General features: G+C 59.4%; 11 protein-coding genes. 5 read left to right on the top strand and 6 right to left on the bottom strand.

Translation table 11 applies throughout. From position 1 onward, the window contains the following. Positions 1 to 85 precede the first annotated feature (85 nt). From NR302_RS08970 to NR302_RS08960, 3 genes are all read right to left on the bottom strand, one after another. Positions 86 to 640 carry an isochorismatase family protein gene (locus NR302_RS08970; protein ID WP_154152342.1) on the bottom strand — a complete coding sequence of 185 codons (555 nt, stop codon included), beginning with the start codon at positions 638 to 640 and terminating at the stop codon, positions 86 to 88. A gap of 17 nt (positions 641 to 657) precedes the next feature. After that, the gene (locus tag NR302_RS08965) at positions 658 to 1,083 is read right to left on the bottom strand and encodes a MarR family winged helix-turn-helix transcriptional regulator (RefSeq protein ID WP_258145032.1); all 426 of its coding nucleotides are present in this window, start codon (positions 1,081 to 1,083) and stop codon (positions 658 to 660) included. Between the two features lie 120 nt (positions 1,084 to 1,203). Beyond that, positions 1,204 to 1,749 (bottom strand): helix-turn-helix domain-containing protein, encoded by a 546-nt coding sequence (locus NR302_RS08960; protein ID WP_258145031.1) that lies wholly within the window; start codon positions 1,747 to 1,749, stop codon positions 1,204 to 1,206. A 96-nt stretch (positions 1,750 to 1,845) separates the two neighbouring features. Here NR302_RS08960 and NR302_RS08955 point away from each other — a divergent pair, with 96 nt between their 5' ends. From NR302_RS08955 to NR302_RS08940, 4 genes are all read left to right on the top strand, one after another. Next, entirely contained in the window at positions 1,846 to 3,024 is a 1,179-nt protein-coding gene (locus NR302_RS08955; protein ID WP_258145030.1) for a benzoate/H(+) symporter BenE family transporter, read from the top strand. Positions 3,025 to 3,176: 152 nt separating this feature from the next. Beyond that, positions 3,177 to 4,517 carry an SrfA family protein gene (locus tag NR302_RS08950; protein WP_258145029.1) on the top strand — a complete coding sequence of 447 codons (1,341 nt, stop codon included), beginning with the start codon at positions 3,177 to 3,179 and terminating at the stop codon, positions 4,515 to 4,517. Positions 4,518 to 4,519: 2 nt separating this feature from the next. Beyond that, positions 4,520 to 7,492: a virulence factor SrfB gene (locus tag NR302_RS08945; protein ID WP_258145028.1), complete on the top strand. Its 2,973-nt coding sequence runs from the start codon at positions 4,520 to 4,522 to the stop codon at positions 7,490 to 7,492. Further along, the gene (locus NR302_RS08940) at positions 7,489 to 9,861 is read left to right on the top strand and encodes a virulence factor SrfC family protein (RefSeq protein WP_258145027.1); all 2,373 of its coding nucleotides are present in this window, start codon (positions 7,489 to 7,491) and stop codon (positions 9,859 to 9,861) included. Before NR302_RS08945 ends, NR302_RS08940 begins: the two co-directional genes overlap by 4 nt. Before the next feature lies 1 nt (position 9,862). Here the strand turns inward: NR302_RS08940 and NR302_RS08935 are convergent, their stop codons facing one another. The 3 genes from NR302_RS08935 to NR302_RS08925 all read right to left on the bottom strand — a co-directional run bounded on the left by NR302_RS08935 (position 9,863) and on the right by NR302_RS08925 (position 11,006). Continuing rightward, a complete protein-coding gene (locus tag NR302_RS08935) occupies positions 9,863 to 10,135 on the bottom strand; it encodes a barstar family protein (protein WP_258145026.1) in 273 nt (90 codons plus the stop codon). 2 nt (positions 10,136 to 10,137) lie between these two features. After that, complete coding sequence (locus NR302_RS08930) at positions 10,138 to 10,572, bottom strand: ribonuclease domain-containing protein (RefSeq protein ID WP_258145025.1); 435 nt, start codon at positions 10,570 to 10,572, stop codon at positions 10,138 to 10,140. 86 nt (positions 10,573 to 10,658) lie between these two features. Then, complete coding sequence (locus NR302_RS08925; protein WP_008110158.1) at positions 10,659 to 11,006, bottom strand: helix-turn-helix domain-containing protein; 348 nt, start codon at positions 11,004 to 11,006, stop codon at positions 10,659 to 10,661. A gap of 293 nt (positions 11,007 to 11,299) precedes the next feature. Here NR302_RS08925 and NR302_RS08920 point away from each other — a divergent pair, with 293 nt between their 5' ends. After that, positions 11,300 to 12,454, top strand: coding sequence for an efflux RND transporter periplasmic adaptor subunit (locus NR302_RS08920; RefSeq protein WP_008110157.1), 1,155 nt, complete (start codon positions 11,300 to 11,302; stop codon positions 12,452 to 12,454). The last annotated feature ends 13 nt before the right edge of the window (positions 12,455 to 12,467 follow it).

Here is a 12,467-nt window from a genome sequence, read left to right as displayed (position 1 = left end):
CGAAAGCCTCGCCAATTACCGTAGGGTCGCCATTATTGGCGACCTTTAAGCCAGGTGCGCATGAATGCGCACCCTACGATGAACCTTACTTCAACAACGCCAGCACATCATCGGTTGTGCCGGTTTCGCCCAGGCGCGGGAAGATGCGCTCGACGCTGTTTTTGTGCGTTTCGGCATTCAGGCAGGTCATAGCATCGGTTGCCAACGTGACGTTGTAACCCAATTCATACGCCTGGCGCGCCGTGGATTCCACACCGATGCTGGTGGCGATACCGCAAACAACCACTTGCGTGATGCCGCGCTGCTGCAGCTGCTCATGCAGATCGGTGTTGTGGAATGCGCCCCAGGTTTTTTTGGTGATGGCGATATCACCGCGCTGCTGCGCCAGGTCCGGCACCAAAGTAGCCCAATCGGCAGGCAGATCGCCACCATGCTTCGGCTGCTCATTACGGCCAGGTGCGCCGCCCGCAACGTTGACCAGCACCACCGGGCGCTTTTGCCCACGGAAAGCATCGGCCAGACGCGCTGAGCGCTCAATCACTTCATGCGCCTCTAACGGTGCGACAGGCAGCGCAACGATGCCGTTCTGCAGGTCAATTACAATCAGCGCGGTGTTGTCGTCAAGGGTAGTTAAAGCCATGTTGAGTCCTCTCAGGATTATTGGTCGGCAAGTCGTTGCAGTAAGGGAATCGCGGCCAGCAGCGTTTGTTGTTCCTGCGCATTCAACTGCGTCGCGATGCTGTTGAGCAGCCAGTCATCACGTTGTGCGCGGTTGGCGGCGATCAGTTTCAGGCAAGCATCGGTAGGTTGATAACGGGTTTTGCGGCCATCCTGCGGATCGGCGGCGCCCTGCACCATACCCAGCGTTTGCAAGCTGGCCACGGTGGCGCCCATCGACTGCGTGCGCACACCTTCCAGCGTAGCCAATTCCGTTACCGTCATAGCTCCCTCGCGCACCAGATAACCGAGGACCGATACCTGCGGCCAGGTGAGATCGCCCGGCGGCGCCGATTCACGCAGGCGACGCGCCAGTTTGCCATTGATGCTGCGCAGTAACGCCGCCGCGCTGTTGAGGTCGCTCATGGCACCTTCTCCTTACTGATGAGCCGCGAGTATATAAATACGAAGGCAAACTGTGTAGTTTACCTTCGTATCAATTTGTAATTGTGATGTGTTGTGAGTTGGTCGCCATGAATGGCGACCCTACGGGCGTTGCAGATAATGGATCAAACTGTGGAAACGCAGCGGCGTGCTGAGAGGATTGCGGTAGCTGTGCGGCGTATCGGCGGCGAATTGGCTGGCTTCACCCGCGAGCAAACGCCGCCATGTGCCTTCCACGCCCAACAGCAGTTCGCCCTCCAGCACCACCACTTGCTCAATCACCCCGCTTTCATGCGCCGATGAATCGCTCTGCGCGCCACCCGCTAGCGTCACTTCCAGTAGATCAAAACGCAGTTTGGCATCGTACGGCAGCAGCGGCTTAACCTGCATCTGCGCATTAGGCTGGCTGAAGGTCGCCACGTTGCCCGGCGGTTGATCGCTGCCCTGCACAAAGAAGGAAAACGGCACGTTAAAGCCGGTGGCGATTTTCCACAGCGTCGCCACCGTGGGGCTCGATTCGCCGCGCTCGATCTGGCCTAGCATCGCTTTGCTCACGCCGGTGCGATCCGATGCCAGCGTCAGGCTCCAGCCGTTGGCCTGACGCAGCTGCTTCAGCGCCAGACTCAAATGTTGATGCAAATTTTCCATGTGTTCTCCCGAAAAGCTCGCGCGCAGTGTAACACTTGTGCGCTATAACGCTCCATGCCACTATGTGCGTTATAACGCACAACTGGATGTGACCTGATGACAACCGCCACCAAGCGCAGTGCTTTCTCTTTCCCGATGCTGATTTCTGGATTTATCGCCGTGCTGGTGGGCTACAGCAGCACGGCGGCGCTGATTTTTCAGGCGGCGCAGGCGGCGGGCGCTTCGCCGGAGCAGATTGGTGGCTGGCTGTCGATGCTTGGCGTCGGCATGGGATTGGCCTCGTTCGGCTTATCACTGTGGACACGCATGCCAATCCTCGCCGCATGGTCAACGCCTGGCGCGGCGCTGCTCGCCACCAGCGTGCAGGGTTTGACGCTGAATGAAGTGGTTGGCGTATTTGTCGCGACTAACCTGCTGATTGTGTTGTGCGGCGTCACCGGCCTGTTTGCTCGTCTGATGAATCACATTCCGCAGTCGCTGGCGGCGGCGATGTTGGCCGGGATTCTGCTGAAGTTTGGCATCGGCACCTTTAGCGGTTTGCAGAGCAATTTCGCGCTGTGCGGCAGCATGTGTCTGGTGTGGCTGTTGAGCCGTCGCTGGCTGCCGCGCTACGCGATTATTCTGGCGTTGATCGCCGGCGTGCTGGTGGCGCTGGGCCAGCAATCGATCCACTTTCCGCCGCATGCGCTGGCGATCAATCGTCCCGAATTCATCATGCCGCAGTTTAATCTGGCAGCGCTGATTGGCGTGGGGTTGCCCTATTTCCTCGTCACCATGGCGTCGCAAAACGCACCGGGCATCGCCACCTTGCAGGCGCACGGTTACCAGCCGCCGGTTTCGGCGCTGACCGGCTGGACCGGATTTATCGCCTTAGTGCTGTCGCCGTTTGGTGGATTTTCGGTGTGTATCGCCGCCATTACCGCCGCCATCTGCATGGGCGACGATGTCGATCCGAATCCGGCGCGCCGCTGGATGGCCTCCGCATTGGCGGGCGTGTTCTACCTGCTGACCGGATTTACCGGCGGATTGATCGCCATCATGCTGAGCGCCTTGCCGCCGGTATTGATCGCCACGCTGGCCGGTTTGGCGCTGCTGGCCACGCTCTCCGGCAGCTTGCAGCGCGCCTTAGCGGAGCCGGATCAGCGCGATAGCGCCATCGTGGCGTTCCTGATCACCGCCAGCGGCATTTCGCTGTTGGGCATCGGCTCCGCCTTTTGGGGCTTGCTCGGCGGCATGCTGACCTATTTGATTCTTTCCCCACAACGCCGCGCTTAAAATTTCAGCAATCTTCTCCGCACCCGGGAAAAACGCCCTGTTTTTCCCCCTTTATCAGCCGTTTGATTTCGCAGCATTTGGCTTAAGATCACTATCATCGCCAAAAACACACACTGTTCTGCCTCAGACAACCACCGATAAGGGCCCAACGAGTGGCAAAAACTTTTCTGCGCAGCGGCAATCTGGACACGGTACTGGCACTGGGTGAAAACGGCCAGCCGGTCTGGACGTCCGCGCTGCAAATCCGTGAAACCCTGCGCCTGCGCCGCCAAACCACGCTGGCCAATTGCCTCGCGATTCCGCAGGTCAACGAGCGCGGTGACCGCCTCGATTGGTACGCCCCGTTTAATGGCAAAGTAAAATCCTGGCTGGGTGCCAGCGATCACGAGCGCCGTCAGGCGCTGGAACTGCTGACGCTCAACCAGCAAGATTTGCAAGCGCTGAGCCTGCGCGCGCGCGACGCGGAGAATCCGGCGATGCGCTTGTTTGGTGCGTTGCTGAGCAAGACGTTGCAGTTCCCGGATCAGCAGTACGTTTATCTGGTGGATGGCAAACCGGTGATCACCTTCTGGGGCTTTGTCGATCCGCAGGCGCGTTCGCGTGATGACGCGCTGGCTTGCCTGCGTGATTCGCTGGAAGATGAACTGCCGCCGCTATTGCCGGAACCGCCAGCGCCCGCTCCGCTGGTGGTGGCACCAGTGATTGCGCCGCTGATCGACGTGCCGCCTGCTGCTGCCGAACCGCTGATCGAGCCGGAACCTGAAGTCGAAGAACCAGAAGCCGAAGTCATTCCTGAGCCAGCGCCTGAACCGGCACCTGTTGTGCCGCCACGTCGCGCCTTTGCCGTGCGTCCACTGATGCTGCTGTTGCCGGTTGCGGCGGTGGTCGCTGCGGGCGTCGCCTTCTGGCTGCACAGCGCACCACAACCGGCTGCGATTAGCGTTGCCGATGTGCCTGTGCCGGTGAGTAAGCCGCCAGCCGTGATGGTTAAAGCGGAAAAGCTCGCCGCCACGCTGCCACAAACCGCCGCCACCGTCATTGCCGCCCCAGCGCCGGTTGCTGCGCCTGTCGCACCGCCTGAGGTGGTCGCTGAACACACCGAACCGGCCAAAGCCGATGATTTGGTGATGACCACCGAAGACGCGCGCGTTGGCTCGGTGAAATTTATCAATGGCACCTGGCGCGTGACCTTGCGTCAAACCAATCTGCCGACCGGCAAACCGCCAAGCCTGCGCTATCAGATCCGCAACGGCAAAGGCTCCGCCACCATTACCCAGGGCGACAACATCCGCTGCAAAGCCGATGTCACCGCCGCGATGACCAGCGCCGGCAGCATGGAAGTGCGCAGCCGCTATACTGCGACCTGCAGCGATAAATCGCGTTACCGCATGCCGGAACTGGTGTGTAAAGCCGGTGATGGCATCGCCAGCTGTACTGCGCAATACGGCGCAGATCAGGTCTTCCCGTTGACGATTAAGCGTGAGAGTAAGTAAACATGTTGGCTCCCCTCATCGATGACAAACAGAAAATCACGCTGATTGAAGATAGCGGTGTGCAGTTTCTTGATTTCGGTTTGCGTTTGCCTGCGTTGCAGGCTCGCCGCCAGTTCGTGCGTCAAACCGCCAACGGCCCGCTGCTGCGCCTCAACGTCGACGGCAACAGCGGCAAGTTCCTGCTCTATCCAGAAGATGGCGGCGCGGCGGAAGTGGTGCGACCGGAAACGGATATCGCGCTGGCCGATTCGCTGAAGCTGCTGGCTCATCAATGGCTGCCGCTGCCGGTGCTGCGCTGCACCAGCGGACGTCGTTTTATTGGCGGCCCGGATAACTGGGCGCGTCTGCATCTGGCGCCGCTCGCCCAACCTGATGCGGCAGGCAACACTCATCGCATTACCCTCGCCTTCGATACGCGCATTGTTTCAGAACAAGATGGCGGTGAGCAGCACGGTTTAAGCAAAGCCGATGCGCAGAACGGCGTCAGTTTCGCCCTCGCCTGGCACAACTACGAGCTGGGCGAATTTCTTGATCACACCTGGGTCGATGGCTGGCTGCGTGAAACCTTTAGCCAGCAAGTGCATGCGCTGGAATCACGCCGTGAGCAGGAGCTAAACCAGGCGCTGCGTGAGTTCGAATATCAGGCGCACTATCTCAACCTGCTGGAACTGCTGGGCGAACAGCTCGATCTGGCGGAGATCTATATTCAGGCGACGTCGCTGCAAACGCCGGCGGTCAACGTCGATATCATTCTCGACGTCGGCAACTCGCACACCTGCGGCATTCTGGTGGAAGATCACGCCGAAGAGAGCAGCGGCCTGCGTCAAACCTACGAGCTGCAGCTGCGCGATCTCTCTGAGCCGCATCAGGTGTACAACGAACTGTTCGACAGCCGTCTGGAGTTTGCGGAAACCCGTTTCGGCAAGGCTAACTTCTCGCTAGAGAGCGGCCGTGAAAATGCCTTTATGTGGCCGTCGCTGACGCGCGTGGGCCGTGAAGCCAGCCGTCTGGCGCTGCTGCGTGCTGGCACCGAAGGCAGCACCGGCTTGTCCAGTCCGCGCCGCTATTTATGGGATGAAGCGCGCTATCAGCCAGGCTGGCGCTTCAACGCCAACGGCAGCAGCGATGAGCCGCAGGCGACTGCGCTGCCGTTCACTTTACTGATCAATGACGAAGGCCAGCCGCTGCACGCGCTGGCGGAAGACGATCGTCTGCCAGTGTTCTCCGCCAGCTACAGCCGCAGTTCGCTGATGACCTTTATGCTGTGCGAACTGCTGGCGCAGGCGATGATGCAGATGAACAGCGTGGCGCAGCGCCAGCGCATGCCGCAAAGCCAGGCACCGCGCCAGCTGCGTCATGTGATTCTGACGCTGCCGTCGGCGATGCCGAAGCCGGAGCGTGAGATTTTCCGTCGCCGCATGCAGGAAGCCATCGCGCTGGTATGGAAAGCCGAAGGCTGGCATCCCGCCGAAGAAGAGTTCACCGCCGCCAGCCAGGCAACCAGCCTGCGTCCGGTGCCGGATGTGCAGATGGAGTGGGACGAAGCTACCTGCGGTCAAATGGTGTGGCTGTTCAACGAAACTCAGGTCAACTTTGCTGGTCGCGCAGAAGATTTCTTCAGCAGCATGGCGCGCCCGGATCGCCCGCGTGAAGTCGATGAGCTGCCGGGTAAAAGCCTGCGCATCGCCTCGATTGATATTGGCGGCGGCACCACTGATTTAGCCATCACCCAATATCGCCTCGATGACGGCCAGGGCAACAACGTCAAAATAACCCCGCGCTTGCTGTTCCGCGAAGGCTTCAAAGTCGCCGGTGACGATATTCTGCTGGACGTGATTCAGCTGTGGATTCTGCCGGCATTGCAGCAGAGCTTGCAGAAAGCCGGATTGCAACTGGCCGAACCGCTAATGAACAAGCTGTTTGGTCACGACAGCCGCATGGACGGTCAAGCCACGCTGCGTCAGCAAGTGACGCTGCAGCTGTTTATTCCGCTGGCGCAGGCGGTGCTGGAGCAGTATGAAAACTGGGATCCGCTCGACAGCCACAGCGAAATCAATGCGCTGTTCGGCGAGCTGGTGCCACAAAAACCGGCCAGCAGCGTGCTGGCGTTTGTGAACGGTGAAATTCAGCGCACGCTCGGCGGCGATAGCCGTTTCGATCTGCTTCAGGTGCCGCTGGTGGTCAGCATGGCGCAGCTGCACGGCGAGTTCCTGCAACACCGCATGGCGATTATTCCGGCGCTGCGCGCGATGTGCGAAGTGGTGTCTTTGTATCAGTGCGATGTGCTGCTGCTCACCGGTCGCCCGTCACGCTTCCCCGGCATTCAGGCGCTGGTGCGCCATCTGCAACCCTTGCCGGGCAGCCGTATTTTGTCGCTGGAAGGCTATCACACCAGCGACTGGTATCCGTTCAACAAGCAAGGCCGTATTGATAACCCGAAATCCACCGCCGCGGTGGGCGCGATGCTGTGCCTGCTGGCGCTCGATTTGCGCCTCAGCAGCTTCTGGTTCCGTGCCGGTGATTTCGAACCTTACTCCACCATTCGCTATCTCGGCGTGCTGGATGAGACCTCGGCGCTCAGCGACGACAATCTGTGCTACAGCGAAATCGACCTCGACAGCAGCAGTTTCGCGCTGGATCGCAAAAGCAGCTTCCGCATTCGCGGCAACGTTTGCCTTGGCTTCCGCCAGCTGGAGAACGATCGCTGGCCGGCATCGCCGCTGTATAGCCTGAGCATTGTCGACCCGACGCTGGCGCGTCAGGTTGCCGGTGAAAGCGTACTGCGCATCAAGCTGGCGGTGCAGCCGGGCCCGGATAATCTCGGCCCTGAACGCTTAGTGTTAAGCGATGCACGCATGGATGACGGCACGCGCGTGCCGCTGGAGCAGCTGAGTCTGAAACTGAATACGCTTTCCGCCACCGGCAACGCGAATGCGCAATATTGGATCGACAGCGGGAGCGTCTGCAAACGATGAGAACTGCCAAAAAAGCCTCGCCGGTTACGCCCGCGAAACGTCTGAGCCTGATGCAGGAAACGCTGGATGGCGCGCTGAACTGGGTGGAAACCCATCAGGCGCACGCACCGCGTCTGGCGCTGGAAGCCGAAACCCTGACGCTGCAGCTGCGCCGCGCGCGGGTGGAAAGCCATGCACTGGCGCGCCAGCTGGCGCGTCCGGTGACGCTGGCGCTGTTTGGTCAGTCGCAGGCGGGCAAAGCCTGGCTGCTGAGTGAGATGGTCGGCGATGCGCAGGGCCAACTTATTGCGCGTCTCGGCGATAAAACCCTGAACTATTTCCAGAACATCAATCCCGGCAATCTCGATTTCGCTATCGCTACCCGCTTCAGCCATCAGCGCGAAACCCAATCCAACGCCTGGCCGCTGGAGATGACGCTGCTGAGCGAAGTGGAACTGATTCGTTTGATGCTGGCCTGCGCCAAAACCGAGCTTCAGCCCGACACCGTGCAGATCGATGCCGCTTTGCAGCGTTTGCAGCGCCATCGCCAGGATGAACCTCAGCCGGGCCTCGACAGCGATGCGCTGATCACGCTGTGGGCTTGGAGCCGTCGTCATCATCGTCATGCCGAGATTCTCGATCGCCACTTCTGGCCGCAGGCGATTGCGCTGGCGCCGTGGCTCAACGTCGACGATCGCGTACAGCTGTTTGCTCTGCTGTGGCCGGGCCAAAACGCGCTGAACGAAAGCCTGCGCAGCCTGATGCACTTGCGTCACCAGCTGCGCCACGCACCGCGCGTGTTAGCACCGCTTAGCGTGCTGGTGGACGATGCTGCGCTGCCGGCAGAAAAACTGATTGGCAACGATGCCGACTGGCAAGAAATGATCGAAGTGTGTCCGATCGTCGCCAATCGCGCGGGGAAAGCGCAGCATGTGCCGCTGGGATTGCTGTCGCTGCTGACGCTGGAGATCACTTTGCCGCTCAGCTCCACGCCGCGTCAGGCGCTGTACGATGATGCGGATATGCTCGAGCTGCCCGCGCCGGGCACGCCAGCCGATCGCGCCCAACAGGATGAACTGGCGCAGCTGCGCAAACGCGATCCGCTGCGCGCCACGCTGCTGGAACAGAAACGTGCGCTGCTGCCGGGCCTGTACGCCGCGCGTCAGGGCATTGATTTGATGCTGATCTGTACCGCCGCCAGCCAGCGTCAGGATACCGATGTCGCCGCCAGCGCGCTGCGCGAGTGGCACATGCATCAAACCATCGCTGCCAGCGGTGAAAAGCCGCGTCTGATTTGGGCGATCACGCCGCATGACGCGCGCTATCAGCAGCAGCAGATTAACGTTGATGAAGCGGTGCAACGGCAGATTGGTCAGCCGGGACAGAGTTGGGGTTCGATGCTGGCGCTGGATCGCGCAGGCGTCGATCGCATGGGCAGCTGGTTGCAGGATGAGATGCAGCCGGAAGCGCGCCGCGATCGTCTGGCGCTGCAGCTCGGCGCGCTGCAGCAGAAGCTGGTGGAACGTTTGCAGCCGTGGACCGAATCCAGCGCCACGCCAGAACAGGCGGCACGCAAGCAGGCGATCTCCGATACGTTGCTGAAATGTTTGCAACATCGCACCGGTTTGCACGGTGAACTGCTAGAACGTTTGCAGCCGTCACGCGAAGCGGTGCGTCAGCTGTGGCTGAGCCAAAGCAGCAGCAATCATACTCAACATAGCGCCAAAACCGCAGCCGCTGAGCAGAGCTATTTTGGCATCGGCTTCGAGTTCGATCTGTTTAAAGACGAGCCGGTGGCCGCCGCTGAGCCGCGTAGCTCGGGCGGTCAGCGCGATCAGCAATTTCCGCAGCAGGTGTTTGCGCTGTGGCTAGAGCATTTGCGTCAGTTGCCGGAGAGCCGCAGCCTGCTGGCACTGCTCAACGTCGATAAACCGACGCTGGAGATGCTGGTGGAAGAGTTGATTACCGCCAGCTTCCGTCTCAAAGTGCTGAGCAAACTGCAGAGTGCGCTGAATGAGCCGGATGCGCAGGCCAGCGCCCACGAAGCGCGAACCGATCGTCAGGTTTCTCGTGCCATGACGGTGCTGGGTGATTTTGTCGCGTGGCTGGGCTTTTTACAGCGCCCGGAGAGCGAACGTCCTGAAAGTCGCGTCAATCGCGGTCAGACGATTTTTGCCCGTCCGCCTGCACCAAGCGTCAGCTTCTCGCCGGGACAGCGTTTGACGCGTCTGTCGGCCGCACCCGCCAATCATACCGCTTACTACATCTATGACTGGCTGGTGGGGTTGAATTCGGTGATCGTTGAGAATAACGGCTATACCGGCGGCGGCGATTTGCCCGCCAATGCCCGCCAGATGCTGGCGATTTTGCTGTTACCGCTGCACGCGTAATTTACTCGCCACGCACCAGGCGCAGCTCGCCTTCTAACTGCTGCTGCGCCTCTTCCAGTAACGCCAGCACCGGCGCGAATTCGGCACTCTCGTTGGCGTCATCGGCATGCGCTAAATAGAAAGTCGCCGGCAGCGCCATGCCGCCGGTCAGCCAATCCCACAGCGCATCAAGATTGTTGCCGAAATCCACTGGGCAGGCACTTTGCTGCACCAGCGCGCGGTAAAACGCCTGGCGATCCGACAAGTTTTCAAAGTCAAAATGGAGCGTCAACATGGTTAAGGCACCTGTTTGAAGCTGCGATAGTGATCGGTGGTGAGGAAAATCAGCCCATCGGAAGAGTAAAGCAGACGATCGGCATCGCGGTGACCGCAATCGTAATTCACGTCCGCTTCATACCACTGCCTGCCCGCCTGCATCGGCAACCTTTTTTCACGATTGCTGAAACGATCGCCGCCAATCGCGCGGCCCGGCAATACCTCACACAAGTTGCCCTTGCTGGGATTCCAGCCCTGACGACGCGCTTCATTTTTGGTGAGATAGAGATCGGGTAATTTGTGATGCTGCTGCACCCAACGCGCCACGGTGTTGGCATCGGTGAGCTGCGAGATATCGGGATGGCTGGCTGACCATTTATCGGACAAACGCGGTTTCAGCCCGAGCCACAGCGCGGCGAGGACCAGAATTAAGGCAATCCAGAGTTTTTTTGACATGGTGGCATCCTGAAAAACAGGACGACGATAATAACAGATTTAAGGCAGGGAAAAACGCGGGCCAGCACTGCTGGCCCTGGCGGGGTTTACTGCATTGCGCTGGCGGATGGCGCGGCGTGACGACGCCATGCTCCCGGCGCTACGCCATACTGGCGTTTGAAGCTGCGGTTAAACGACTGCTGCGAGTCGAAACCGAGTGAAATCGCCACGTTAAGAATCGGTTCATTGCTGGTGGTCAAGCGATCCGCTGACTTTTTCAGCTTCTTCTCACGAATGTATTCGCCCAGAGGCAAACCCGTGTGCTCTTTGAACATACGTTGCAGGTGCCATTTCGAATAACCGGCGCGCCCCGCTACGGTATCCAGATCCAGACGCGTTTCAATATTGTTGTCAATCCAGTCGATTAAATCGTGAATAAATGCGGTGGTCATCATCTCGTTTTCTCCGGTCGCCGTTGCGAACAGTATCAGTATCAGTTGCAATTACACTTTAAGGTTGAACGACTATGCCAGTTAATGCAAGTTTTATTATTGCATTAAATGCCGCACTGCGCGTAGGGGCTTTGATCCTTCTGCAACGTAATGATCAAAACAGCACATAAAGTGTATCAGATATTCTTGCAGATGCAGTTTGAGCAAGCCTACACTCGTGGCGTTTTAATGCAATCATAAAAGTTGCAGATTTTTCGTACGTCTCCTTTCTTTTTCACCAATGCGGAATAACAACAATGCATCTGCAAACATATAGGGTTCAATGGGCGGTAAGCCTGTCAGGAGTGATGTTGCTGGGAAGCCTGCTGGCCGGTTGCGATCGCGGGGTGGCGCAAAACGCCCCGCCGCCGCCGCCCGAAGTAAGTGTCGCGCAGGTGGTAGAGCAGAAAGTCAGCCAATGGGATAGCTTCAATGGCCGTTTCGAAGCGGTGCAGAGCGTGCAGCTGCGGCCGCGCGTTTCCGGCTATATCGATCAGGTTAATTATCGCGAAGGCGACGAGGTGAAAAAAGGTCAGGTGCTGTTCACTATTGACGATCGCACCTATCGCGCCACGCTCGAGCAGGCGCAGGCTGAACTCGCCAATGCGCGCAGCCAGGCCACGCTGGCCCGCAGTGAATCGGCGCGTACCGATAAACTGATCGGCACCAATGTGGTGTCACGCGAAGAGTGGGAACAGCGTCGCTCGGCGGCCAATCAGGCGCAGGCCAGCGTTCTGTCGGCACAGGCGGCGGTAGATATGGCGCAGCTGAACCTCGATTTCACCCGTGTCACCGCGCCGATTGAAGGTCGCGCCAGCCGCGCGATGATCACCACCGGCAACTTAGTTACCGCCGGTGACAGCGCCAGCGTGCTGACCACGTTAGTGTCGCAGGATCGCATGTACGTCTATTTCGATGTCGATGAAGCCACCTATCTGCATTATCAGGCGATGGCGCGTAAAGGCGAAAATCGCGGATCGCTGCCGGTGGAAGTGGCGTTGACCGGCGAAGAGGGTTTCCCGCATCGCGGCACCGTGGATTTCCTTGATAACCAGCTGACCGCCAGCACCGGCACCATCCGCATGCGCGCCTCGCTGGATAATCAGCAGCGTCAGTTCACGCCAGGCCTGTTTGCCCGCGTGCGCCTGCCGGGCAGCGCCGACTTCACCGCCCTGTTAATCGACGATAAAGCCGTGCTCACCGATCAGGATCGTAAGTACGTTTACGTGGTTGATGCGCAAGGTAAAGCCCAACGCCGCGATATTCAGGCCGGTGATTTAGCCGATGGCCTGCGCATTGTGCAGCAAGGCCTGAAACCTGGCGACAAGGTGATCGTTAACGGCTTGCAAAAAGTCTTTATGCCTGGCATGCCGGTGACCGCCCAACCGGTGGCGATGCGCTCCGCTCAATAACCTTCGAGACTGC

It is taken from the genome of Pantoea sp. SOD02 (assembly GCF_024707505.1).
Taxonomy (GTDB): domain Bacteria; phylum Pseudomonadota; class Gammaproteobacteria; order Enterobacterales; family Enterobacteriaceae; genus Pantoea; species Pantoea symbiotica.
The sequence above is the reverse complement of the archived record's forward strand: the minus strand, read 5'-3'. Positions and strand labels throughout refer to the sequence as shown.